This window comes from Streptococcus suis (genome assembly GCA_024583055.1).
GTDB classification, from domain to species: Bacteria; Bacillota; Bacilli; order Lactobacillales; family Streptococcaceae; genus Streptococcus; species Streptococcus suis_V.
Window position 1 is genome coordinate 789,130 of sequence record CP102145.1, and the last position, 25,437, is coordinate 814,566.

Genomic DNA, 25,437 nt, shown 5'->3' on the forward strand with positions numbered 1-25,437 from the left:
AAGAGAGCTAGTTTTTGACAGGTACAACAAATACTATAAATTTTGTTCCTTGATAATATATATGGGACGTTTTTTAGTTTCTAAAAATATTTTTGCAATATATTTTCCTATTATCCCAATAGCTAACAGTTGAATTCCACCAATAAATAATATAATTGAAACGGTGCTTGCCCAACCTGTGATACTGCCACCAATAGTGACTTTGCGAACGACAACAAATAAAATACCCAAAATCGACATTAAGAACGATGATATTCCAGCCCAGACTGATAAATTTAAAGGTGCCTCCGAAAAATTAATGAATCCCTCCAAAGAATAATTTAATAAACTCCAAAAACTCCATGACGTTTCACCAGCGATTCTTTCCCTGTTCTCATAACTGATATAGTCTACTTCAAACCCTACCCAGGAAAATAATCCTTTTGAAAAACGGTTGACTTCTTGAAGTTCTAAGATACTATCAACTACCTGTCTTGTCATCAGACGAAAGTCTCTGGCTCCATCGATCATCTCTGTATCCGAAACTTTATTAATTAATTTATAGAATAATTTCGAGAAAAAGGAGCGAATCGGTGGTTCACCTGAGCGATCTGCACGACGAGTTCCCACAACGTCACAACCACCCTTTATTTTCTCATACATTTGGATGAGTAATTCTGGCGGATCTTGTAAGTCCACATCCATCACCGTAATGAAATCTCCCTTGGCGTGTTCTAAGCCAGCCAAAAGGCCTGCTTCTTTCCCAAAATTTCTCGAAAAAGAAAGATAATGAACATTGTCGAAATCCTTTGAAACCTCTCTGAGGATTCTTAGAGTCGCATCCTTAGAGCCATCATTAACAAATAAATATTCAAAAATTAGCTCATTAGACAATTCTTTTTCAACTTCTTGGGTAGCTGCTAGAAATGGACGGATTGTTTCTTCCTCATTATAGCAAGGGACGATGATTGTCAGTTTTTTCATGAATTCTATACCTCTTCTTATTGGTTAAACTATAAAAGAATATGGCAAGACTGGATAGAATCTGGATTGCATAGCCAATCCATTGTACAGTAGTTTTTTTATATTGAATAGAAACATGCCCACTAGATGAAACGTTTATTACAGCCCTACCATCATAAAGAACTTTATGTGTGGCTTCCGGCTTCCCCAGAGCCTCCGCTTCTGCAACCTCTGAATATGATTTCTTTACATAAGAAAGCTCCGGTTGGGTACCGTTCGCTCCCTGTGAATAATTTGCAATATAGCCTTTGTACCAGATTCTAGGAATAACTACGAATTGCTCCCCTATACCTTCTAATAATTCAATATCGAAATCCAGCCTATTGTATCCATGCTGAATATTTGTAATCTGAACTTTCTCTGAGTCAAATTCAAATAACTTAATTGTACCATTCCTAATATTGTCGTGTACAATGTCAATATTTAAATATTCATCGCCTGAGGTATCATATGTTTTTTCTGTTGAACTATAGAATGCATTATAGGCATCTCTATTAGTATTATCCATTATCTTTTTTGCATTATCTTTGTATCCCCGTTCAGAATATGGAATAGTATCAAATGTAAATTTCATTGGAAAACTATAAAGATAGATACCCACTTGCAAAACTGTCACCAATAAAACTATTTTTTGGGGTGCAGTTTTCATAATCGCCATTAAAACAAAGACTGGCAATAGATAAATCAATCTTTCCGTATATTGGAAAACTGATAAAAATGTCTGGCGTAGCATCCCCCATGGCAAAATGTTTGATGAGAAAATAAACATTATGATGACTGTACCAATTAACTGCCTTGAATAAGTATCAAAATATTTAAAACAAAATACACTTAATATTAAGAATATAAAAATAATTGGCCAATAATAGTTCGATAGTATGGAAATTATACTTCCTGGAGCCATTAGAGCATCTGAAGGAAATGGAAAATCACGAAGTTTCCAACTAACAAAAAATGTTTGGGAACTATTTTGTTCAAGATACTGTAAAATAAATCCACTCAACAGGAAAATAGATACTATTACCGAACTAAAAAATGACATTAGTTTTGTAAAACTTAACCGTCTCACATTAAATATTACCAGTATGGCAGAAAATATCGCAAGTACAATTGTTGAAATAATGTGTGTCTGCACCAGTAATGAAATCACTACTGCTAATAATATAGGATTATTCTGATTTTTATAAAGAACTTTATAGATTGCGTAAAGTAATAATGGAATCAAGGGCACAACTGCTGTCATACCAAATCCGAAATATGTAACAGAGCATGAGACAGCGATTGCTCCAAAAATGGAACGCGATTTATCAGCTGTCATCTTCTCCAACACATAATATGTCGACCAAACTGTTAGAAGTGTCAACTGTCCTACAAATGCTGAAAATGCAAATGTCGCAACTTTAGTTTTAAGAAAAACTAAGGCCGGAAAGTATAGCATCCAGTTTCCATAAAACATTGGAAGCCCATATCCCGATCCATACAGAAACAGATAGTTTAAATTCGGCAATAAATCCTTATTAGTAAGCGAATGTGCCAATCCGACTATCCTTCCTAAATGAAAAGGGTAGTCGTATATGATACTTGATACATTTGCAGATACAAATGAAACCAATGTAAATACTGCCGAATAAATCAATAAAAATAGATACCGACTTTTAAAAATCTTTTTACCCGTATCATAAAAATTTTTCTTGTTCAATCAACTCTCCTTTAATTAATACTAAAAAAACCGTTATAGTCTTTTAAGTAAAATTTTCCAGCAGTTATATCATACTGAATTAATTTTAGATCTTCTAAAATTTCTTTTTGGGACTGTGAAAGATCACTCTTATCAACACTCGCATTCTCTAAAACATCCGTAAGTAGCGCATAATATGGAGATACTTTTGAATTCGTATGTGCCAACACAGCTGCAGGGAAATCACTTGAATTGAGTATCGGGAAATCGACCTTTTTAGTGTCGTGATTACTCCAAATAAAGTAATCTGTCAGATATTGACTCTCTGGCTTATTCTCAAATGCAGATGAAGGGTAAAATCCCGGAAGATGGTCTCCGTAAAATACAACCGTTATTTTTTTATCAACTTTCGAAAGTTTTTGTAAAAATTCTTTTGTGACAATGTCCGTTTCATTTACCAACCGAGCATAATTCGTCAACCTTGCATTTTCTAATTCTGTAAATCCCTCACCCGTACCATAAATAGACTGAGGTTTATCCATCATCCAAGGAATATGATTTTGATAAGTTATAACAGAAAAAAATTGACTTTCCTTGGTATCAATTTTATCGAGAATATTCTGGTAAGTAGAAGCATCACTAGGGAAACCACCATATTTTTCATTTATAGTTGGTGGCAAAGCATTTTTGTCATCTGCAACAAAGTTATCAAATTTTAATCGCTTATATACATCTGCTCGAGAATATAGTTGTGTTTGTCCTAAATGTATCACAAATCTATTATCAGATAGATAGCTATCGCCAATAGAAGGTAATTTTTTCATTTTTGGAACTACTTCAACATTATAAATAGATACAGAGGAAGACAAATTATAAAAAGGTAATCCAAGCAATGTCTGAATTTCAACATTAGCAGTACCTCCACCATAGGCATCCGATTTCATTAGCCCACTGGTTGTTTTAGATTTAATCTCATCAATATTTTTTAAGATATTTTCACTTAGTTGCACACCCTTGACCCTATTTGGGTTGGACAATCCTTCGCTCAAAATAAAAATCAAAGTCTCGTCAGAAATATTTTTATCCCTAGTTTTATTAATTTCCGTTGCTCGGTTTGTGTATTTCTCAACCAGTCCCTCAATAGTAGCTCTATTGTAGTTCTCCGGTTTATCCATCACTGGTTTTGTTAACTGTTTTATCCATACATACATCAATGACTGATATCGAGCACTTCCTACATGTCCAGTAAATGCTATATTCCTGGTATTATTTAATCTAGATAGAACTGGAATATTATTTGGTATTAATCCTCCATCTTGCTTATAGAATATTGTTATAATTCCACTAAAAATAGAGAATACAGAAATAAACCAAAATATCCTCTTTTTAATAGAAGTTACAATCGCTCCTTTGAGAAATCTTTTATTTAATACATAATAAACTACAATAAAGAAAGCCAGCAACAAGATCGTCATAAAAAATAATTTTGCATCTAAGAAACTAAATATCAAATCTAACTCTGTCGCCATTGAGAAATCAACTAATAGTAAGGGTTCATTTCTCAAGTTAAATTTTAGGAAATTAGCAATTGAAATCGCTATTCCTGAAAATAAGATTAAAAGAGTAGACGCCCAATATCTATTAAAAATTGAATAAACAATCAAAAAAATTAAGGCTAACATTATAATTTGAAATAAAGTTGCACCTGGAAAAATAAATTCTCCTAAATAATCTTCATCCGCTCTTATACCAAATTGTATTGAGAAATTAAAAATCAAAGCAAAAAATAGGCTACTAATAAAAGCTAAGGAAACTGAAGATTTATTTTTTCTAATCTCATCAAATGCATTCCAAAACGAAAAAGCAATCAGCGTAACTGTAAAGACAATGGTTGGAACTTTATAAGCTATTGAGACTAAGAAATTATTAAATTGTTCATAGTCATCTAAATACAAGAACTGCCTTATATTTTCCAACAGTTTACTATCATATGTCACTATAAGTGACGTAAGCAGTGCCAATAATATATCGGAAATGTATTTATCTGAGAAAAAATCACCAATCTCTTGCAACGAACGACAGCGTTTTGAAATAAATTGGGCGATATAAGCTAGACCTATTATGCTAACAACAACTTTCCAACCACCAATTTCAAAGAAATTATTATCCTGAAAACCGAAAATATAGAAAGATTCATTGTTTAAATTTCTAGTAAATAACAACAAATAAGAGATAAATAAGTATAAGACATATGAAGCTAGTAACCGTAATAGAAAAGTTCTGTTTACGTGCTTTGATAATCCTATAGATAAAATAAACAAAGATATACTTGAAGCAATGATAAAGGTATATCTATACGTGGCAATTGCTTGCCCAATTAATCTAAAATCAATTGTATACTCGCTAACAGTATAGAAACTAATTATCAAAGTGGCCACTACTAGAATCAAAATAGCAAAATATTTTCTTAACTTTATTTTTTCTACAATTTCTTTCATTTTTACTATATTATTCCTCATTTTCTGAAAGATTCAACCATCAATAAAACATTGCACTATTATAGTAGTACTTTGCAAAATAATTACTCCCCTTTTTCCAACGAATAGTTCCTGATATCCGTCCCTAATTCGATTTTATTTGCCAGTCGAATCCCTCTCCATTTTTCAATATGAAAAAGTGGGTTGATGGCTAGCCAATATAGCTTTCTCTTCCAATTATAATCCCTATCATTCACTATTCTTAGGCTATCTTTAATACTGGCTTTTAAACTGTTTTTCACTAGGGACAAGATAGACACTTTAGTAGTAATGCCACTATTTATACGAACATTATAGGTTTCGTCAAAGATGCGTTTTCTGTATTCTGATAGTCGAACATCGTTAGAGTGTTCAACCACAGCTCGACCATTGTAGGCCTTGAAATAACCTGCATCAAGGACATCTTTGCCATACTCGTAATCTTCCGAATAGGCAACATCCCGATAACCGATTGTTTCAACCAAAAATTTTCGTGGAGCAGCAGAACAAACATCGCTATAGAAGGATTCTTTTGTATACTGACCATGTTTTTCTGGGTCCTTCCGTTGCCATATAGTAATTGCATCTTCTGCACCTTGTTCACCAAATACTGCATTGATATCATACTTCATGGCTGGGAAACAATAATGCCGCGGTTTTTGTCTCCCAAGCACCGCAACAATCTTGTCAGTAATTTCAAATGGTGCAACCATTTCTGAGAGCCAATGTTCATTGTGAGGCACAGCATCTTGACTGAGATAAACCATGTACTCTCCCTGGGCCATTTCAGCAGCCATTTGGCGAGTGCCGCCGTGAGAATAATCTTCTTTTTTTAGATGAATAAGCCGTAAATTTCCGTATTGTTCCGCAAATCGCTCTATAATCGCTACCGAATTATCTGAGGAACCTGAGTCAGTCATCAACACATCCCACTCAAAATTCGTTTGTTGTCTATATAAAGCTGATAGGGTTTCTTCCAGGTGATCCTTTTCACCATTATAAACAGGAATAAATACTGTAGCTTTTAACCCATTAGTCATTTAGTACCTCTCGACGGATTATCGCTTCTACTTTTTTATAACTTTCGTCCCATGACAAGCCAGTATATTTCTCACTCATTTCGTTAGCATGTTCATCAATATCACTTCTCTCAACCGCTTGACATAATTTTTCTGCCAAAGCAACTGGATAAGCTTCCGTATAGAGGATATCCTCAACATCTCCCAGAACCATGCGGTTATTATCGCCATCATTCATAACGGGCACACATCCCGCAACCAGAAGTTCCAATGGCAAAAGAGAGACATTGGTCAATGACAATACCAAGCAGGCTACACTTTCGTGATAAATCTCTGCTAATTGATTTTTATTTAAAATGCCACGATCGGTGAATTCAAATGGAATATCATAATTTGACATATCTTGACCAAAAAACTCAATGTCATACTCTGGATGACGCTCTTTAAAAATCTTCAGTGCCATAACACCAAGCTCAAATCCACGACGCTCGGTATGAGCACGCGCATAAAAGGCAATCTTTTTTTTCTTTGAAATTGGAGCTTTGGGTTTATAGATATCGATATCTGCACCGAAGTCAAAATAGTCCGCCTGCATGCCATACTGACCAACCTTTTCGACCAGCCATTTACCTGCTGTCACTCCGTAAAAACCGAATTTATAGGTCGCCTCTGCCAGCATATACCGTGAACCAACACCAAAGAATATGGGTTCAAAGTCTTGTACGAAATAAAATTTATGAAGATTTTCTGATTGGAGATTAAATACTGCGTAAGCGGTCTCCCAACTAGTCGCGAAAACCACATCTTGATTAGAGAAATCAGCTAAATCTTCCACATCTACATCAATTCCATACGAACGCGAAAAAATATCCTTGGCTTCTTTGGAGGATTGTGGAATCGTATTATTGTGGTAAATGTAGAAAGTGATGTGATGCCCTTGACTTTGCAAATACTTTACAAATCGAGCAATCGTCGTATGACCTCCACCACCGGGACCAACTGGTGGCGATACCCATGCAATATTTAAAGTATCTTTTGATAATTTAGCAGGTCTAATATATGGATGATTGATATAATCAGCTTTAGCCAAATCAATAAATTGAGGCATCTGCGGTAGACTGTTCATATCCACTTTAACAATTTGATTTCCCCCTTGTGATGGATGCAATAAGCGTGACTTAATTTTACGTATAGTAGCCCTCGCACCTTCATTTTTATAAGAATTAATAATTCTTTTCATCCTCTATCTCCACTTAACTATTTTTAGTAGTCCATTTTTTATTTTCTGAAGAAAAACTGCCAACTTATATGTCCTAGACTCATAAATTAGTCTTAATTCTTGAATCAGTAATTGATTTTCTACAACTTCCTGCTCTTTCAATACTATCATCTCATTCAAATATTGAATGTGTAGATTTAAATCATCGACTCTCTCTTCAAAATCTCTGATTCCCTGCCATAAATTATTAACATCATTTTCCAATCTGACCACAATATCCCCAATAAAATTATTCATTGCTAAAACATAATTAGAGTATTCAACAGAAAATAATTGAATTTCCTTATTGTCATTCTCTATCTGTTCTATAAGCTGTGGTAATACATTGCTCAGTTGATATTTTTGTCTAAAAAACTCAACGTTCTCGGTGTAGAATTTCTTTGCATCATCATAGTTCTCCATAATATCTTCAAAAATTTCCTGAGGACTCTTTTGATTATCTTCAAATCCTCTCCCTGAAAAATTATGGTATTCAGCTTTTTCAAAATTGTTACTATTTAGAAAACCTGGACCAGCAAAATGATCATATACGTATATTGGCTTTCCAAGAACTAAACAATATTGAACATTTTTCCCAATACCAATTATACAATCATATTCCGAAAACATTTCGGGCGAAGCTAATTCATATTTTGAACTCCAAACACCCGCATAATCTACTATTATGCCACTAGCATCAAACCAACTCTGTAATTCTTTCAGCTCACTTGGGGGATGGTTGGAAATAATCAATATTTTTTTTAAAGGTCTATTATTAGAATAGCTATTCACTGCATAACCAACTGGAACTGGATTTTGATACATAAATAATCTTGGTATGTCATTGAAAAATCTACTTAAATTTTTATCAACAACTTCCTGTGAAATTGCCAACGTACCAGAAGATAATCTAGATTCTAATCCGAAAACAAATGGTTGCTCCAGGACATGACTTTTTAGCGCTGCCATGTGTAAAAATAAAATTTTAGGAAATTTACTATGGTGTTCTCTAAAACTCTTGACTATTGAATTTGGCAAAATATTTTGACATGAGATAATAAAATCATAATCTTCTAATGAAAATACATGTTCTCTATCCGTAATTACTTTTATATTTCTTTTTTCAAATTCGGACCTCATAGGTTCTAGGAATAAATACGTAAAAACCTCAACTATAGCTCCCTCTTGTTGTAAGTACTCTGCCAATTCTAAAATGTTTAATTCAGCTCCACCAAAACCACGTAACCAAATATGCGTTAATAGAAACCGTTTTTCTTCAAACATATTATATACCTTTAACCATCTTTATCATTGAATTTTTACATCTACTGTCGGTTTCCAATAAATGTTATTCCCAGAACTTCCCCTGTTTATCAACTCAAAATCGACAATCCCACTAAACATTGCATATTCCTTAGAACGATCTCTAGATTTCACACCAAATTCTGTAATAAACTTGCCATTTGGAAAAATATTTTGAATTGAAAATAAAATGGAAGCAAACTTAGCAGATATATTAATGCTCCCTGCAACTTCTTCATCAGAAACCCATCTATATAATAGTTCCCCGCTATCCTTATGAATGGTGAAAGTAAAAACTGGATCCTCAATCACTCGTTCAAATGTCACATCAAAGTTAAATAGCAATTCTTGGTCATCCTTATTCTCAAAATGTGCATCAACACTAATTTTTTCTAAAGAGGTCTTTCTATCTGCTTCTGTAACAACTTCAAATCCATTCAATTCTTTATATAGGCGAGAAATTTCCATCGGAGTTCCAACTACTGTATGATGCCCTTTGTCAATCAACATTGCTTTATTACAAAAACGTTGAACTTGCTCCATGGAATGTGTCACAAGAATAACTGTTTTTTTCTCCCGCTTTAATTTAGCAAAATAATCAAAACACTTTCTCTGAAAAGCTTCGTCTCCGACCGCTAACACTTCATCCAGGACTAAAATGTCTCCTTCAGCTTTTATTGCTATGGAGAATGCCAGACGGACCTGCATACCACTAGAGTAATTTTTCAGCTTTTGATCCATAAACTCTTCTAGCTCTGCAAATGCGACAATATCATCGTACATTTCGTCAATCTCTGGACGTGAAAATCCTAGAAGTGCACCATTTAAATAAATATTTTCGCGACCAGTAAGTTCAGGGTTAAAACCAACGCCAAGCTCAATAAAAGGAATCAAGGTTCCATTGACACTCACATTGCCCTTTTCTGGTGTATAAATTTGTGAAATAATTTTGAGCAGGGTTGACTTTCCAGAGCCATTCCGACCAACAATACCAAAGAAATCTCCTTTTTCTACTTCAAAAGAAATATCTTTTAAGACATGTTGCTCCTTATAACCCTTTATCCCTCTAAAATAATTGACCAAGGTTGTTCTTAAACTTTGAGTCGCTTCTGTAGGTAATTTAAAGCTCTTGCTGACTGATTCGACTTTCAGCGCAATCTCTTTGTTAGACATTATAAAATCTCCGCAAATTTCTTAGAATTCTTTTTAAAAATACTATAACCAATGATAAACACAATCACTGATAACACATATGGAATAGCTACCATCCATTTATCCTCATAAATATCCCAAGAAATTGTTGCCCCATCATAAACAATATGGTGGCGCAAATCTTGGATAATCTGGGCAACTGGATTCATCATCATCAACTTGGCTACGCCAATGTGCCCACGCTGAAGAATGTAGGTTATCGAATAAATAATCGGAGTAGAATACATCCCAGCTTGTAAAACAACTTCCCAAATTGGTCCCATGTCTCGGTATTTGACAAACAAACTCGAAAGAATAAAGGCAATTCCTGAAGTCAAAATAACCAACTCTAGGAAGGATGGAATGAGAATGAGAACACCCGCATCCAATTGCACGCCATTGATTAACGCAAAAATTAGAACAACGGCCAAATTGATGCCGTAATTTATCGCAGCACCAATAATTGATGAGATGACAATAATTTCTTTAGGAAAATTTATTTTTCTCAACAAATCCCCACGCGCTGCAATGGACAACATCCCCATATTAGTGGCTTCTGTAAAGAAATTCCAAGTTACCATACCGAGCAACAAGCTTACAGCATAGTGTGGCGTTCCGTCATCAAATTTCAAAAATCTGACAAAAACCAGATACATGATAGTAAACATTAAAAAGGGCTTCAATATCGACCACAAATGCCCAATCAAAGAACCTTGGTATCTTAATTTAAAGTCTGTCTTGACCATTTCCCGCAGGAGAATTTGGTTTTCTTTATTGAATAAATTCATTTTATTTCCTTATAAGCAAATTTAGTTAGGATGAGGCTGGTAAATACCAGTGTGTGAAAGGCTTTGTTTTTCCTCAATCCATATGTTTTTAATATTCGGTAGCGTTCTGGCATAGACTTATCCATTATAGTCACAAAGGCCTCGACCAGATTTCTATCGGTTGGCGCCAAAGGCAGAGCCAGCAGATGACTTGCTTGCTTTTGACTATTGCGAATCAAATCCCAATAAACGGAGAAAAGTACATGGGGCCGAATCCATTTTTTGAATCGCTTGGACAAGGTTCTAGCTCCCAAGACATTTTCAGCATGCTGGCGGTACAATTCCGTCGGCTGGTCAATGTAAACCAATTTCCCAAAAGCTGTGGCCAGCAAGGCCAGATACCAGTCGTGCATGAGAATGTCGTCTGTCACCGTCCACAGTTCAGCCAGAGCGTGGTTAATCATACTAGTTCCGCCTGTCACTGTATTTTCAGTCAATTCTTGAACCAGCTCGGTATTGGCATGATGAGACTGGCTGCGAATCATACTTTCATTCATGACCTGCAAGTCTTGGTTAACCACCTTTAAGTCTGTGTAAACCATGAGTGGCTGGTCTGCTGGATAGGCTTGAGCCGTCTCCAAAGTCACCTGTAGTTTATCTGGTAACCAGACATCATCCTGATCACTGAAAAAATACACATCAGCCCTCTGGTATTGCACCAAGGCGTGAAAACTTTTGATGACGCCTAGATTTTCGGTGCTGTCGGGATTGATTAAGTGAATCCGGCTATCCTGCTGGGCAAAATCAGCGATAATTTCACGTGTCCTGTCCCTAGAGCCATCGTCTCGTATCAAGAGCACCCAGTCCGTAAAGGTCTGCGCCTGAATAGAGCGGATTTGCTCTGCTAAAAACTCCTGACCATTGTAGGTCGACATGAGTATGTTAACGTTCATGTAAAAATAATTCCTCATATTGTTGGACAATTTTCTCCCAAGTATAGTCCATTCGCATGTGCTCTTTGGCAATCTGCCCTAGCTCCACTGCTTCTTCTTGTCCATCAATTTTGTTGATTAGTTGGGTCAGATTTCCACTTTCCTTGGTCCAATAGCGAGCGCCATTTTGTGCGACTTTGCGATTGAAATCCACACCTAAAACAAGATTTTCATTAGTTTGAGCTAGCGCCTCTAAAAGACTTGGATTGGTTCCACCCACTTCATGCCCATGAATATAAGCTCGACATTCCTGCCGCAGATACTTGAGTAAATCCTGATCATAGACCGTCCCGATGAACTTGATTCGCGCATCTCTCTCAAAGCCCGTTTCTTCCTTTAGCTTTTGGAAATAGGCAGAGCCTTCATGATTGGCTACGATAACCAAATCACGCTGAGTGCTCGACTTCATGAACTCCTTGATAGCTGTCGCGTAATTATTTTCAGGAACAAAACGCCCAATAATCAAATAATAATCCTTTTCGCGGATGGACCAGTTGGCAAATGCCTGCCGTACTTGCTCTGATTGGCTAGTCAGACTGGTCTGACTCAAATCAGTCCCGTAAGCGATAAATGTGGTCTTAGTCCCCGGATAGGCTGATTGAATATAGTCCTCAATCCCCTCATTATCTGCAATGATGAGATTGGCCTGCTTAGCCATCGCTTTTTCAGCATGTTTCAGATAAGCTTGCACAGGCTTAGGCCATTTGGAACGTTTCCATTCTAAACCGTCAGGATTGACAAATAAAACACCGCCAACATCTTTAATTTTCTTGGCAAATGGAGCTATGAAACCACCTATGGTATTTCCCAAAATGTAAAAAATCGGAGACTGCATCTGCTGGTCCTTGACCAGGCGCAAAGCGTAGGAAATGGCCATCATGTCATAGGCGATAACGCGGGCCGGACCTAATTTAGGAGGATTGATGGTAAAACAATCCGCTCCCAAATAAGTCGAATGTTCCTGATGACTGGTATCGGACAGGCAAGCCACATGGTAGTGTATATTTTTTGATTTTTGGTGACTGACCAGTTGCTGGACAAAGGTCTCAAAGCCACCATACTTTGCAGGCAAGCCACGACTGCCTATAATAAAAACGTGTTGCATAAACCTCTCCATTTAACTGCAGTTCTTTCTATTATAGCATTTTATCAAGTAATCCGCTATTTTAACATTAGGCAACGCAGAAAAAGCCATCAAAAATGATGACTTATCCTACGGGTAAAATCCTTAGTTATCAAACTTGTTTAATCCATATCTTTGAATCAAGGACAGCAATTTTTCTCCATATTTTGGGTCTGTTGCATAGCCTGATTTTTGCAAAGCAGCAATTGCCGTTTGATAATCTTTGGCCTGGGTATAGGCTCTGTAATTTTGTGTTCTCCAAGGTGATGACGTAAAGAATTTACTGTAATCTTGGATACTTTCTGATACGGTGTTATAGGCTCTAAAATGTGCCGTTTCTTGGACTGCTTTTCCATTACGGAACTCTGTCGTTTGTTTTGATACCGTCTTACCTTTCCAAGAGGCGTCTGCCTTGATTCCAAAAAGGTTATTCCCTTGGGTAGCCAATTGAGATGTGCCCCATGCTGACTCAAGAATAGCCTGGGCCATTACCACACTCGGAACTAGACCCGTGGTTTTAGCAGCTGATACGAGACTATTGATAAATAATTGTTGATTTTTTGATGTCTGAACAAGAGTGTCATTAGATGACTGACGGTGATTTGCGCCTTGTTCAGAAACAACTACTTTCCCCCAACTGCACCATACCATTCATTGATTCCTTGCGCTAAAGCTTTTGCCAATCGAACATGATAAGAATCTTGTTTGATTTTTTGAAGCTCTGTTGGATTATCCATGAAGCCCATCTCAACAAGAACAGCAGGAATTGCTGTCTCGCGAAGTACAGCAAATGTATTTCGTTTTACACCTCGGTTTACCGCACCAGTCTCGCGAACCAGGTTGGCTTGAACCTTATTAGCAAGAACCTGACTCTCTGCTAATCGTGTTGGATCATTATGCTTGGCTTGATTGATTTTTGGTTGGTACTCAGGATAAGCTTGATACCAGTAGGTCTCAATACCACTTGCATTAGTAATTCCCGCACCAGTGGCATTGAAGTGCAAGCTAACAAACAAGTCCGCATTACTTTGATTTGCACGACGAGAACGTTCTGTAACAAAGTCAACATAAGCATCACCTGTACGCGACATCAAAACGTTGTATCCCATTTGCAATAGATTATTTTTCAACTTGTTTGCAACTGACATAACAAGATTTTTCTCATATACTCCGCCATAAGACGCCCCTGAATCTCGACCACCATGACCTGGATCAATAAAGATTGTCTTTGAACGAGCAGTCGTTGTCGTTTGAGGATTTGTTATTGCAGGTGTCGTTGCAGGCGTAGAAGGTTGGGACGGTTTGGCTGGTTGCGATGCTTGCGAGGTCGTTGATTTGACATCATGTTTGGTAGTTAGAAGTGTGTCTAGCTTTCTAGTCTGAACATTTTGTCCGTAAACAATCATATTGTAAGTGCCAGTGTCGTTTTTATGATCCTTAGTCGCCACTGCAAAAGTGTATTGACCGTTTGACTGACGGTTAGCACGGTAGACCTTCATATCATCCTGACCACCATTAGCTGACCATACTGGAACTACAACACTAGAAACTGTTGATGAAACATTAGAAAGTGCCACGTTGAAACCTGTTGCTGTATTGGTAACACTAGCCGACACCTTACCTGCGATAACAGTTGCTTTTGGCGTTTCGGCTGGCTTGGTTACTGCAGGTGTTGTTGCCGGTTTAGAAGTTTCGGCTGGTTTGGCTACTGTTGGTGTAGAGACCGGTTTAGAAGCTTCGGCTGGTTTAGATACGGCTGGAGCAGTCGATGATTGACTGGTAGCTGAATAGTTATGACTGCCACTGAGGAGGGTATCCAGCTTCCTAGTCTGAACATTTTGTCCGTAAACAATCATATTGTAAGTGCCAGTGTCGTTTTTATGATCCTTAGTCGCCACTGCAAAAGTGTATTGACCGTTTGACTGACGGTTAGCACGGTAGACCTTCATATCATCCTGACCACCATTAGCTGACCATACCGGAACTACAACACTGGAAACTGTTGATGGAACATTAGAAAGTGCCACGTTGAAACCTGTTGCTGTATTGGTAACACTAGCCGACACCTTACCTGCGATAACAGTTGCTTTTGGCGTTTCGGCCGGCTTGGTTACTGCAGGTGTTGTTGCCGGTTTAGAAGTTTCGGCTGGTTTGGCTACTGTTGGTGTAGAGACCGGTTTAGAAGCTTCGGCTGGTTTAGATACGGCTGGAGCAGTCGATGATTGACTGGTAGCTGAATAGTTATGACTGCCACTGAGGAGGGTATCCAGCTTCCTAGTCTGAACATTTTGTCCGTAAACAATCATATTGTAAGTGCCAGTGTCGTTTTTATGATCCTTAGTCGCCACTGCAAAAGTGTATTGACCGTTTGACTGACGGTTAGCACGGTAGACCTTCATATCATCCTGACCACCATTAGCTGACCATACCGGAACTACAACACTGGAAACTGTTGATGGAACATTAGAAAGTGCCACGTTGAAACCTGTTGCTGTATTGGTAACACTAGCCGATACCTTACCTGCGATAACAGTTGCTTTTGGCGTTTCGGCCGGCTTGGCTACTGCAGGTGTTGTTGCCGGTTTAGAAGTTTCGGCTGGTTTGGCTACTGTTGGTGTAGAGACCGGTTTAGAAGCTTCGGCTGGTTTAGATACGGCTGGAGCAGTCGATGATTGACTGGTAGCTGAATAGTTATGACTGCCACTGAGGAGGGTATCCAGCTTCCTAGTCTGAACATTTTGTCCGTAAACAATCATATTGTAAGTGCCAGTGTCGTTTTTATGATCCTTAGTCGCCACTGCAAAAGTGTATTGACCGTTTGACTGACGGTTAGCACGGTAGACCTTCATATCATCCTGACCACCATTAGCTGACCAAACTGGAACTACAACACTGGAAACTGTTGATGGAACATTAGAAAGTGCCACGTTGAAACCTGTTGCTGTATTGCTAACACTAGCCGACACCTTACCTGCGATAACAGTTGCTTTTGGCGTTTCGGCCGGCTTGGTTACTGCCGGTGTAGTTGCTGGTTTAGAAGTTTCGGCTGGTTTTGGCGCTGGGGTTGTTGCTGGCAGACCTGCATGTTTCTTATAATAGTCAGAAATTCCTTTGACAATTCCATCAACCAATTTTTCCTGATAAGCTGCGGACGAGATTTTTGCTGACTCTGCACTATTGGACATATAGCCCAACTCTAGCAAGACCGCGGGAGCAGTCGTCTCACGCAAGACCTGGAAAGTTCTCCGCATTACTCCACCGTTTCGAGCACCAGTATTGGTAATTAGATTAGATTGGATGCTGTTTGCCAAACTTGCACTCAAATTTATGCGCTGAGCATCATTGTGATACTGGCTATTGATTCGCGCAGGATACTCTGGAAAATACTGATAATAGTAAGTCTCAATCCCATTAGCAGAAGGAGACGTCGAAGCATTAAAATGAATACTTACAAAAATATCTGAAGAAGTTCGATTGGCTTTTTCAGAACGCGGCAATAAACCAACAGAGCTATCTGCCGTTCGAGTCAATTCCACTCGGAAACCTTGCGCTTCAAGCTTTGATTTTACACGATTCTGAATCTGTAGGTTCAAATCCTTTTCATTTTTACCAAAATAAACGGCACCGGGATCACTACCACCATGTCCTGCATCTAAGTAGACAACTTTATTGAAGACATTGTACTGCCCTTGAGATGCTGAACCACTGGATACTGATGTCGTAGATGCGGATGGCTGAACAGGGGTATTTACGGGCGTTGTCGGCGCAACCGTTCCTACAGAAACATAGCGTCGATTTCCACCATAAGAAATGTAGCTTAACCATTTATGCTGGTCCGCAGTTACCACACTGTCATAATTAACCGTTTGCCCCTTTTCATAGCGTGCCAAATCTGGACTTGAAATCTTTGGCTCACTCTTAACACCTGTAGCCTGAGTAAAGACATAACTACCTGAAGGTGCTACATTTGGGGCTACTGGTTCTGTTGATGCTACAGTTGGCGTCGTTTGGCTTACTTGATTTGAAACAGCTTGGGTGCTCCCTGACTGTGGCATCGATCTCAAAGAGGTCGTTCCTGTCGTGTCAGTTGGTTGAGTCACTGCTTCCGCTGTCGCTTCTGTGGTTACCGTAGTTTCTGTGGCAGCAATAGGATCAACTGAAGGAGCAGTCGCTACCGTTGATGTTGAAGGCGTAATCACTGGACTAACATCCGACGAAACCGGCACTTCTTCAGCAGATGCTGTTTGAGTGGCCATAAAGGACACGCTTGCCAATAAAACAGAAGCAGCACCAAATGAATACTTCCGAATCGAAAAACGTTGTTTTTGATCAAATTTCATATAAATCTCCTATGTGTACAAACATATCTATCAACAATCACAAGCTAAATCTGGTCCCAAAACGTCCATATCAATTCGACACCGCATTTTGTTGTGAGCACAAAAACTTCTGCCAACATTCTACCATATATAGGAAAAACTTGCAATGATAAACAACTATTCTGTAACTATTATTTCGTTTAAACATTCTACTACAAAATTTGCTGCCTACAGATCCTCTTTTTTTTTAAAATCAACGAGAACCTCAATTTGGTAAAGGGCTAATTTTTACATAAAAAATGAGGCTGGGCAGAAAGTCCAGCCTCGCTTCTCAGAGTTCGTGTCAACATCTCAGCGCAGTGGTTGATTGGCAGATTTGTTCGTGTTTCACACTCCCATCCACTCCCTATAATTCCTCAGCTATCTTATTAATTTTCCGCAGGCGATGATTGACACCACTCTTGGTAATTGGGTTGGTCAAGCTATCCGCCAATTGCTGGATAGAATAGTCAGGATGCTGGATGCGGAGCTGGGCCACTTCCTGCAAATCTCCAGGCAACTGGTCCAGTCCAATGGTCTCGATAATCTTACTGATATTGTTAATGGTTTTCATGCTGGCAGTGACTGTCTTGGCAATATTGGCCGCCTCGGCATTGGTCGCACGATTGAGATCGTTTCTGGCCTCGCGCAGGAGCTTGACATTTTCAAACTCGGTCTTTGCCTCTTCTGCCCCAATGACTAGGAGGAAATCCATGATATCCTCGGCTCGTTGCAGATAGGTAATGGTCCCTTTTTTTCGTTCAATCACCTTGGCATCCAGCAGAAATTTCTGCATCAAGTCCGCCAAGTCATGGGCATGGTCGCTGTAGACCGAGGCAATTTCCAACTGGTACTTACCTTTTTCAGGGTCCTTGACAGAGCCCGCCGCCAAAAAGGCACCTCGCAGATAGGCCTGGCTCCAGGAATCATTTTCCAATACCAGCGGTGAAATCCCCGTCTCCAAGCCGAAAAAGCTATCTGCCAGATAGAGGTCGTTGAGAATATCATTGACCCCGTCCTCGATATGAACAGAATAAATCCTATTCTTTCTAAGGTTTTGCCGTTGGTGGTGACGGATTTCCGCCTTAATCTGGTAAAAGGTCTGGAGCATTTCATAGACATGCCGAGCAATCTTGGCATTTTCAGTCGTAATGGACAGGGTCAAACCTGACGATGCCAGACCTAGACTGCCTGCCAGCTTGATCATGGCCGACAACTCCGACTTATTTTGACTGGACTGAATCAGCAATTCTTCCTTGACTTGTATCGTAAAACTCATGACCGCACCTGCAAGATATTGAGTAATTCTTCTACTACAAAATCACCGTCGTGAAAAGCTCCGCCATTTTCCAAACGAAGAAAATTCGACGAAATCACGCGCCGCGCCTGGTCCTGAAGCCCTGCAAAATCGTGCTTGACCTGGACTAGATACTCATCAAACTGGTGGGTATCCATGTAGTCCTGTGGCACAGGCTCGATGTTAACCAGGACGGTGTCAATAAAACGACAGGCCAGATGGGCATTGAGGACCGTAACGTGGTCAGCATCTGAGAAGAACTCCGTCTCCCCGCGCTGGGTCATGATGTTGCAGACGTAGACCACCTCCGCCTTGGTCTCCTTGAGAGCTTGTCCAATCTCGGGAATCATAAGGTTGGGTAGAATAGAGGTGTAGAGGGAGCCAGGTCCCAGCACCACCAAATCGCTGTCCATAATGGCATCCACTACCTGCGGACTGGCTGTTGGGGTTTGATCATTGTAGGTATCGGTGACAAATACATGCCCAATCATGCCTGGATGCTTGGAAATTTTACTTTCACCGACCACCTCAGTCCCGTCAGTAAAGACGGCATGGAGGGTCAGCGGATGCTCACTGGAAGGATATATTTTCCCTGTCGTATGGAAAAAGCGGGTCAAGAGCCGCATGGCATTGTAGGTCGATCCCTGCATCTCAGAAATCCCAGCGATGATGAGATTGCCCAGCGGATGCCCTGCCAAGGGACCGTCGCTGGCATCAAATCGGTACTGGAAAATCTGCTCATAGAGCTTGGGCATATCTGACATAGCCAGGAGGACATTGCGCAAATCACCCGGCGGTGTAACCTGGAGGGCATGGCGAATCTCACCAGACGAGCCTCCGTCATCTGCCACCGTCACGATAGCTGTAATGTCCGCATCCTTGTTGCGCAGGCTTTTGAGAATCACAGGAATCCCCGTTCCTCCTCCGATAACCGTAATCTTTGGCTTTCTCATGACCGATTGACCGTCTCTTTCCGCTTGTCTTTGTCCCGATGACTCAGGTTGACAAGCCAGTTTTTCTCTAGGTCTTCTGCTAGGCGTTTGGCAAAAGCTACGCTGCGGTGTTGACCGCCCGTGCATCCGACGGCTATGGTCAGAACTGATTTACCTTCCTTCTGGTAACCTGGCAGAATTGGCTCGATCAAGCTTATCAAATGGCCGTAGAACTCTTCTGATTCCTGGTGGTCCATAACGTAATCGTAAACCGGCTGGTCCATCCCTGTCAGATTGCGCAGTTCGGGCTTGTAATATGGATTTGGCAAGAAACGTACGTCAAAGACCAGGTCCGCATCTAGAGGTAGGCCGTACTTAAATCCGAAGGATAGGACTTCCACCCTGAAAGACGGCTGATTGTCCTGGCTAGCGAATTGCTCAGAGATGGCCATACGTAGGTTTCTCGGTGTCAAATCCGAGGTATCAATCACATTCTGACTCATATTTTTCAAGGGAGCTAGAAGTTCGCGCTCTAGATTGATACCGTCGAGAACTCGGCCGTCTGCAGCCAGAGGGTGAGAACGGCGGGTCTCCTTATAGCGGGCCACCAATTCACTATCCGTGGCATCCAGGAAGAGAATCTTGAAGTCCAGGTCTTCTGCAGTTTCCAGGTCATCTAGAACCTCACGGATTTCCGCAAAGAAGGACCGGCTCCGCATGTCGACAACCAGGGCAATCTTGTTATTGTCCTTGCTGGCATGGATGAGCTCGATAAATTTCGGCAATAGGGTCGGTGGCATATTGTCAATGGTAAAGTAGCCCAGGTCCTCAAAGGACTGGATAGCGACTGTCTTACCGGCTCCCGACATCCCTGTCACGATAACTAGTTGGAGTTTGTCTGCCATAGCTAGACCTCCTTTTTCTGATTTATTCAACAACGGCGATGACTTCGATTTCAACCTTCACATCGCGTGGCAGGCGAGCAACTTCTACAGCTGAGCGAGCTGGAAAATCGGATGAGAAGGCTGTTTTATAGACCTCATTAAAGAGTACAAAATCATTCATATCCTTGAGGAAACATGTTGTTTTGACAACGTGGTCAAAGTCTGTTCCAGCTTCTGCTAGGATGGCTGCAATATTTTTCAAGACTTGATCGGTCTGTTCTTGAATGGTCTCACCAACCACTTCACCCGTTTCTGGTGATAGGGGTACTTGGCCTGATGCGAAGAGCAGATTACCTACGACCTTACCCTGAACGTACGGGCCGATAGCTGCTGGTGCTTTGTCTGTGTGAATAGTTTTCATAGTATATCTCCTTTTGTTTTCTAAATCTATTATAGCATAGGTTGCTAGGATTGAGGTAGTTTTGGGAATTCTTTCCATGGACAATCCCTGAAATTTTATGTAACAAAAAAGGCTGGACATGGATTCCAACCTTATCTAGAGCTTCTCATTTTTTCTATTAACATCTCAATACAGCATGATATCATGTTCCAGTGGCTTGATAAAATACAGAGCTAGGTTATCATCGTTGTAAGCAGAAGCTCCAATTGCCAGAGGGCTGCCCTCATACCAAACACTAGTCCCATCCGGAATAAAACCGTTTTGCACATAAAGTTTCTGAGCCTTGCCATAATGAGCATTCAGACCAACACCTATCCCTATCTGGGATGTAAAATCGGATACAAGTTGGCAGATAGCATCCAATAATCTGTAGCAAATTCCCTGACCCTGAAACTGTTCAAAGACATTAAAATCGACAATTTCAGGAATACCTGTCTGAAAAAATCGCCCCTTCTTGGGAGATTTGACAAGAGTAATATAACCCAGACAGGCCTGCTCATTTTCAGCTACCAAGACCTGGCGCTCGCCTTCTTCCTGCTCTGTCAAATAACTTTCCAGGATTGCCTTCCGCGACAGCCAGCCCTGCTCTAAAAAGCCTGATCTAGCTTCTCAATATGACAAGCCTCTAAATGAATCATTCTAATCATGTCACGCTCCTCTGTATAGATAAACACAAGACATCTTTAGGTAAAATGATAGGTGTAACTAAATCTCTCTAGAAAAATCACTGTCTAGTTCCCGATAGGGTTGGATATTTTGAACATATTCTAAGACGCCTTGAAATTGGTCTTCTTGGTCACGAACCGCCTTGTAAACGACATAAACAAAGGTTTCTTCATCCTTTTTGAACCACATAGTCACTTCATTTTTCTGTCCACTGCGCAGGAGTTCAAAGATTTTTTTGACCTTGTCAACAATTTTTGGTGGATGACAGAGTTCGACATTGCGTCCGATTTGACTAGGTGTTCGCTTGAAAATCATTTCCTCAACTGGATGGCTATCATTGTAATATTGGAAAATGTCATCCTTGTTCACGAAGGTTAATTCCAATGGTAAATGATTAAGGATGAGATTCGCTTGTTCAAGAGTCAAATAACCATTGCCAAAAGGCTGTGGACTAGCAGGGTCCAGAACTGATGTGGTCGGTTCTTTTGGTGTGAAGGAGATAGTAAACTGTCCCTCTGGCGTATCAATCACCCGCACATTGGGATCGCTTGCCTGCGGTGCAGATGATGCGTCCTTCTGCTCTGCTATTTCTCCAAAAGAAACCCGATGGGGAACCCATTTTGCTGTAGGTTTCACAATTGCGTAGCCATAAGCATCACTTTCAGCGGCAATCTGCAACCAATCATCTTGTGTAAAAGTCTCCAGCAAAATCATTAGCAAAATCGCTTCTTCCTTGAAAACCATCTCTTCAAACTCAGTGGCGAAAATTTCAAAAATTTGACGAACAGTTTCTATATCTCCATCTGGCAAGGTATCTAAAGCCTTACGGGCTTCCTTAAAGAGCAGACGAATATCATCATCTACACCCCACATAACCTTGGGTGGCGCATCATGACCGTAGCGCTCCATGATTGGAAAGAAGAGTTTTTCCTTGCGCGTATAATGATGGTCAAACTGACCTAACAATTTATATTGACGTTGCAAACCTTGGAGAAGTTGGTCGCGCACTTCTTCCTCCTCCACTTGCTCATACTGCTCTAAAATCCGACGAATGCGCAATAAAGCTCCACGAAGTGCAAGATTTTCTTGTTTAAAGACATAAACAGGATGACCTTCTTGATCCATGTCTGCCACTTGGACATCCGATATAGCTCCCTTGAAAAGATTGGCATGAACATTACATAAGCCCATAACATCTTCGAAGGTAATCCCCGTATCGCTGGACATGAGTTCGTATTCCATCATCGAAATCTCCAGCGCTGACACACCTGTAAAATGCTGATTAAATTGTTCCTGAACGGACTCCGCGCTAGCTCCGTTATGCAGGTCCAAGAGGATATTTTTTAAAATATCAATTCGCTGTTCACGCATCATTGCCTCCTACTACCTGATACCCATTCCACTCTAAGGTTTGTTGGATTTGTTTCAACGAAATCTTGGTCATTTTAGAACCCATTTTCAGACTGGTCACCTTTCCAACTGTGTGAAGCATGGCAGGATTGGCCAGTGGGGAAAAACCAAGCTCAATCAGTATATCCTTGACTTCTGGGTGCTGGTTGATAATCTCTGCCACAGGCAGATTTAGGTCGATGGTGTTCATTGTTTTTCCCCCTTCAACGCCTCAAACTTCGCTTTCATGGTTGGATTGTTACGTGTTAGCTTTTTGACCGTGACGTCATCCAGTTTGTTATTGGCCAGACGGAGCTGATTCTCGCTGGTGGTCAGGGCTGCTTTGACCGCCTCCATCCGCTTGATAGCCTTATCAATCTCGTCAATGGCTTTTTGGAAATTGGTGCTGGCTGACTGGTAGTTCTTGGCAAAGGCTGTTTTAAAGGTCGCCAAATCTTCTTCAAAATGGGTAATATCGATATGCTGTTCTCTGACCAAGGCCAATTCTTGCTTGTATTTCAAACTATTGAGCGCCGCATTGCGTAAAAGTCCTATCAACTGTATAAAGAACTGAGGACGAACCACATACATTTTCTCGTACTTGTGGCTGACATCAACAATCCCCGTATTGTAGTAATCGTTATCCGCCTCTAGCATGGTCACTAGCACCGCATATTCACAGTTCTTCTCACGACGATCCTTGTCCAATTCTTTGAAAAAGTCCTCATTCTTATGCTTTTTAACCGTGTCATCCGCCTCATTTTTCATCTCAAACATGATGGAAATGATTTCTACACCATTTTCATCCGTCTCGCGGTAGATGTAGTCGCCCTTGGACCCACGCGCCGACACTTGATTATCTTTTTCAAAATAAGCATTGGGAAAGGCTAACTGTCGAACCTTATTGAACTCCGACTCAGCATACAATTCCAAACTTTCACCGATAGCCTTGGTCGATTGCTGGGCCTTGAAGTTCTTATAGAACTCTACCTGCTCGCTAGCCGCCTTGAGCTGAACCTCATACTCCTGCCGAGTGGTCGCCAGCGCCAATTCCTGCTTCTGCTCCTGCAAAACCAAGGCATTCTGGGCCGCATCCCGCTCCTTCTCAACCTGAGCCACTGCCTGCTGCAACTCCAAATCCTTGGACAGACCCACTTGCTCCAATTTTGCCTTTAGCTCTAGGATTTCTTGGTCTTTTTGGGAAATAGCAGAGCTGATTTCTAATTCCGACTGACTAGTCAGTTTGTCCAGCTGAGCCTGAAGTGCCATCAACTCCTTATCCTTTTGAGCAATAGCAGAGCTAACCTCATGTTCCGTCTGACTAGACACCTGCTCAACCTTAGCTGTCAGTTCTAAAATAGCCTTATCCTTGTCAGCCAATTTAGCCTGCAAGTCATTTTCAGCCTTCTGAGCCAGCAACTCTGTCTCACGCGCCAAACGATCATGAACTTCCTTATCAAACTCCACACCACGAACCTGAGCCAAAAGCTGGCTGTATTCTGTTTCATTAACTTGAAAAGCCGTCCCACAATGCGGGCAAGTAATATTGTGCATGATTTTCTCCTAAATCTGTTCTTGAACAAAGTGCGACCACTTTTCTTGCAAGGGTTTCTGTTCTGGCACTTCAGCCCCCTCAAGCAAGGCTTGGATACATTCATGCTGGACCAGCCAACCGGTCATATCTTTTTCAGCCGTCGCAAATTCATTGCCAAAATCCTTAGGAATGATTTCCTCAAAGGCAATGTGACTCCCACCTTCTTGCTCTGTCAGAATAAAACCAACCCGAGCAGTATCCCAAGTATAGACAATTTCATGCGGTTCGCGATAGGCCAACAAGTCCATCTCCTCGCGGAAATCATCCATTTCAAAGACCAACTTTTGTCCTTCAATATGGAGTTCTGGAAACCATTTGGCAAAACCAGCGTCTGTAGCCAGTAAATCCCATGTTTCTGTCAAAGATGCAGAAACGGAGTATACCACATTTAATTGATAGTGTGTAGAGGTTGTAGTAATTGAAATTTTCATATGTCTAGTATAGCAAAAAATCTCTAAAAAATGAAAAAACACCAGCAAAGCCAGTGTCTAACTGTTCCTTTCCCTCACTGAGACTAGGATACGTCTCGCAAGAGGATTGACAATAAAATAACTCAAGGGAAGCGACAGAATAATATTTCTCAAAAAGCGGAAACCATAAATCGGTAGATGAAAGGGAAGATGGCTCATATACATACCAAATACTCCCATAATTAACCCCATTGCAACAGACCGAAAACTAATCATAGCAAAGGAAATATGCTTTTCAGAAGGTAATTTTGGTCCGATGAAATTGATCCATCTGAGGGCTAAAGGATTGACAAATTGCGATGCTATAAAAGAGACAACCACTCCCAAGAAATAAGATGGCAACAAAATAGGTAGTTGCAAGCGACCTGCCCACCATAAATTATAAACAGTCATTACAAATCCCATCATCGCTGACATTAACATGCCAAAAAACAAGCGTTCCTTTCGATTTTGAGGCATAAACTACTCCTCCTATACAGCTTCGTTAGTTATAGTATAACACAAATCACTAATTATTGGTATTGATTGATAAGAAAAGC

General features: G+C 40.3%; 22 protein-coding genes. All 22 read right to left on the bottom strand.

Annotated features, from left to right (window positions below):
* Positions 1-33 precede the first annotated feature (33 nt).
* A complete protein-coding gene (locus NQZ91_03785; GenBank protein ID UUM58498.1) occupies positions 34-963 on the bottom strand; it encodes a glycosyltransferase family 2 protein in 930 nt (309 codons plus the stop codon).
* The gene (locus tag NQZ91_03790; protein UUM58499.1) at positions 929-2,701 is read right to left on the bottom strand and encodes a hypothetical protein; all 1,773 of its coding nucleotides are present in this window, start codon (positions 2,699-2,701) and stop codon (positions 929-931) included. Before NQZ91_03790 ends, NQZ91_03785 begins: the two co-directional genes overlap by 35 nt.
* A gap of 11 nt (positions 2,702-2,712) precedes the next feature.
* The gene (locus NQZ91_03795) at positions 2,713-5,178 is read right to left on the bottom strand and encodes a sulfatase-like hydrolase/transferase (protein ID UUM58500.1); all 2,466 of its coding nucleotides are present in this window, start codon (positions 5,176-5,178) and stop codon (positions 2,713-2,715) included.
* Between the two features lie 83 nt (positions 5,179-5,261).
* Positions 5,262-6,236, bottom strand: coding sequence for a glycosyltransferase (locus NQZ91_03800; protein ID UUM58501.1), 975 nt, complete (start codon positions 6,234-6,236; stop codon positions 5,262-5,264).
* A complete protein-coding gene (locus NQZ91_03805; protein ID UUM58502.1) occupies positions 6,229-7,455 on the bottom strand; it encodes a glycosyltransferase family 1 protein in 1,227 nt (408 codons plus the stop codon). The genes NQZ91_03800 and NQZ91_03805 overlap by 8 nt, the downstream gene beginning before the upstream one ends.
* A gap of 3 nt (positions 7,456-7,458) precedes the next feature.
* Positions 7,459-8,757: a glycosyltransferase gene (locus tag NQZ91_03810; GenBank protein UUM58503.1), complete on the bottom strand. Its 1,299-nt coding sequence runs from the start codon at positions 8,755-8,757 to the stop codon at positions 7,459-7,461.
* A gap of 24 nt (positions 8,758-8,781) precedes the next feature.
* Positions 8,782-9,948 carry an ABC transporter ATP-binding protein gene (locus tag NQZ91_03815; GenBank protein ID UUM58504.1) on the bottom strand — a complete coding sequence of 389 codons (1,167 nt, stop codon included), beginning with the start codon at positions 9,946-9,948 and terminating at the stop codon, positions 8,782-8,784.
* Positions 9,948-10,754 (bottom strand): ABC transporter permease, encoded by an 807-nt coding sequence (locus tag NQZ91_03820; GenBank protein ID UUM58505.1) that lies wholly within the window; start codon positions 10,752-10,754, stop codon positions 9,948-9,950. Before NQZ91_03820 ends, NQZ91_03815 begins: the two co-directional genes overlap by 1 nt.
* A complete protein-coding gene (locus NQZ91_03825; GenBank protein ID UUM58506.1) occupies positions 10,751-11,686 on the bottom strand; it encodes a glycosyltransferase family 2 protein in 936 nt (311 codons plus the stop codon). The genes NQZ91_03820 and NQZ91_03825 overlap by 4 nt, the downstream gene beginning before the upstream one ends.
* Entirely contained in the window at positions 11,676-12,830 is a 1,155-nt protein-coding gene (locus NQZ91_03830; GenBank protein ID UUM58507.1) for a DUF1972 domain-containing protein, read from the bottom strand. Before NQZ91_03830 ends, NQZ91_03825 begins: the two co-directional genes overlap by 11 nt.
* A gap of 123 nt (positions 12,831-12,953) precedes the next feature.
* Positions 12,954-13,499 carry a glycoside hydrolase family 73 protein gene (locus NQZ91_03835; GenBank protein UUM58508.1) on the bottom strand — a complete coding sequence of 182 codons (546 nt, stop codon included), beginning with the start codon at positions 13,497-13,499 and terminating at the stop codon, positions 12,954-12,956.
* The gene (locus NQZ91_03840; GenBank protein ID UUM58509.1) at positions 13,472-17,188 is read right to left on the bottom strand and encodes an N-acetylmuramoyl-L-alanine amidase; all 3,717 of its coding nucleotides are present in this window, start codon (positions 17,186-17,188) and stop codon (positions 13,472-13,474) included. Before NQZ91_03840 ends, NQZ91_03835 begins: the two co-directional genes overlap by 28 nt.
* A gap of 385 nt (positions 17,189-17,573) precedes the next feature.
* Complete coding sequence (gene whiA, locus NQZ91_03845; GenBank protein ID UUM58510.1) at positions 17,574-18,485, bottom strand: DNA-binding protein WhiA; 912 nt, start codon at positions 18,483-18,485, stop codon at positions 17,574-17,576.
* Positions 18,482-19,456 carry a YvcK family protein gene (locus NQZ91_03850; GenBank protein UUM58511.1) on the bottom strand — a complete coding sequence of 325 codons (975 nt, stop codon included), beginning with the start codon at positions 19,454-19,456 and terminating at the stop codon, positions 18,482-18,484. The genes whiA and NQZ91_03850 overlap by 4 nt, the downstream gene beginning before the upstream one ends.
* Positions 19,453-20,340: an RNase adapter RapZ gene (gene rapZ / locus NQZ91_03855; protein UUM58512.1), complete on the bottom strand. Its 888-nt coding sequence runs from the start codon at positions 20,338-20,340 to the stop codon at positions 19,453-19,455. Before rapZ ends, NQZ91_03850 begins: the two co-directional genes overlap by 4 nt.
* Positions 20,341-20,362: 22 nt before the next feature.
* Positions 20,363-20,740: a RidA family protein gene (locus NQZ91_03860; protein ID UUM58513.1), complete on the bottom strand. Its 378-nt coding sequence runs from the start codon at positions 20,738-20,740 to the stop codon at positions 20,363-20,365.
* A 165-nt stretch (positions 20,741-20,905) separates the two neighbouring features.
* A complete protein-coding gene (locus NQZ91_03865; protein ID UUM58514.1) occupies positions 20,906-21,325 on the bottom strand; it encodes a GNAT family N-acetyltransferase in 420 nt (139 codons plus the stop codon).
* 159 nt (positions 21,326-21,484) lie between these two features.
* Positions 21,485-22,816, bottom strand: a complete 1,332-nt coding sequence (locus NQZ91_03870; GenBank protein ID UUM58815.1) for a DUF438 domain-containing protein — start codon at positions 22,814-22,816, stop codon at positions 21,485-21,487.
* The gene (locus tag NQZ91_03875; protein ID UUM58515.1) at positions 22,809-23,045 is read right to left on the bottom strand and encodes a DUF1858 domain-containing protein; all 237 of its coding nucleotides are present in this window, start codon (positions 23,043-23,045) and stop codon (positions 22,809-22,811) included. The genes NQZ91_03870 and NQZ91_03875 overlap by 8 nt, the downstream gene beginning before the upstream one ends.
* Positions 23,042-24,388, bottom strand: a complete 1,347-nt coding sequence (locus NQZ91_03880; protein UUM58516.1) for a DUF2130 domain-containing protein — start codon at positions 24,386-24,388, stop codon at positions 23,042-23,044. The genes NQZ91_03875 and NQZ91_03880 overlap by 4 nt, the downstream gene beginning before the upstream one ends.
* A 9-nt stretch (positions 24,389-24,397) precedes the next feature.
* Positions 24,398-24,859, bottom strand: coding sequence for an ATPase (locus tag NQZ91_03885; protein ID UUM58517.1), 462 nt, complete (start codon positions 24,857-24,859; stop codon positions 24,398-24,400).
* Positions 24,860-24,916: 57 nt separating this feature from the next.
* Positions 24,917-25,357 (bottom strand): hypothetical protein, encoded by a 441-nt coding sequence (locus NQZ91_03890; protein UUM58518.1) that lies wholly within the window; start codon positions 25,355-25,357, stop codon positions 24,917-24,919.
* Positions 25,358-25,437: the final 80 nt, after the last annotated feature.

Coding starts and splice junctions, on each gene's coding strand:
- NQZ91_03785 (UUM58498.1), bottom strand. CDS start 963: ATGAAAAAACTGACAATCATCGTCCCTTGCTATAATGAGGAAGAAACA.
- NQZ91_03795 (UUM58500.1), bottom strand. CDS start 5,178: ATGAAAGAAATTGTAGAAAAAATAAAGTTAAGAAAATATTTTGCTATT.
- NQZ91_03800 (UUM58501.1), bottom strand. CDS start 6,236: ATGACTAATGGGTTAAAAGCTACAGTATTTATTCCTGTTTATAATGGT.
- NQZ91_03805 (UUM58502.1), bottom strand. CDS start 7,455: ATGAAAAGAATTATTAATTCTTATAAAAATGAAGGTGCGAGGGCTACT.
- NQZ91_03810 (UUM58503.1), bottom strand. CDS start 8,757: ATGTTTGAAGAAAAACGGTTTCTATTAACGCATATTTGGTTACGTGGT.
- NQZ91_03815 (UUM58504.1), bottom strand. CDS start 9,948: ATGTCTAACAAAGAGATTGCGCTGAAAGTCGAATCAGTCAGCAAGAGC.
- NQZ91_03820 (UUM58505.1), bottom strand. CDS start 10,754: ATGAATTTATTCAATAAAGAAAACCAAATTCTCCTGCGGGAAATGGTC.
- NQZ91_03825 (UUM58506.1), bottom strand. CDS start 11,686: ATGAACGTTAACATACTCATGTCGACCTACAATGGTCAGGAGTTTTTA.
- NQZ91_03830 (UUM58507.1), bottom strand. CDS start 12,830: ATGCAACACGTTTTTATTATAGGCAGTCGTGGCTTGCCTGCAAAGTAT.
- NQZ91_03835 (UUM58508.1), bottom strand. CDS start 13,499: ATGGTATGGTGCAGTTGGGGGAAAGTAGTTGTTTCTGAACAAGGCGCA.
- NQZ91_03840 (UUM58509.1), bottom strand. CDS start 17,188: ATGAAATTTGATCAAAAACAACGTTTTTCGATTCGGAAGTATTCATTT.
- whiA (UUM58510.1), bottom strand. CDS start 18,485: ATGAGTTTTACGATACAAGTCAAGGAAGAATTGCTGATTCAGTCCAGT.
- NQZ91_03850 (UUM58511.1), bottom strand. CDS start 19,456: ATGAGAAAGCCAAAGATTACGGTTATCGGAGGAGGAACGGGGATTCCT.
- rapZ (UUM58512.1), bottom strand. CDS start 20,340: ATGGCAGACAAACTCCAACTAGTTATCGTGACAGGGATGTCGGGAGCC.
- NQZ91_03860 (UUM58513.1), bottom strand. CDS start 20,740: ATGAAAACTATTCACACAGACAAAGCACCAGCAGCTATCGGCCCGTAC.
- NQZ91_03870 (UUM58815.1), bottom strand. CDS start 22,816: ATGCGTGAACAGCGAATTGATATTTTAAAAAATATCCTCTTGGACCTG.
- NQZ91_03875 (UUM58515.1), bottom strand. CDS start 23,045: ATGAACACCATCGACCTAAATCTGCCTGTGGCAGAGATTATCAACCAG.
- NQZ91_03880 (UUM58516.1), bottom strand. CDS start 24,388: ATGCACAATATTACTTGCCCGCATTGTGGGACGGCTTTTCAAGTTAAT.
- NQZ91_03885 (UUM58517.1), bottom strand. CDS start 24,859: ATGAAAATTTCAATTACTACAACCTCTACACACTATCAATTAAATGTG.
- NQZ91_03890 (UUM58518.1), bottom strand. CDS start 25,357: ATGCCTCAAAATCGAAAGGAACGCTTGTTTTTTGGCATGTTAATGTCA.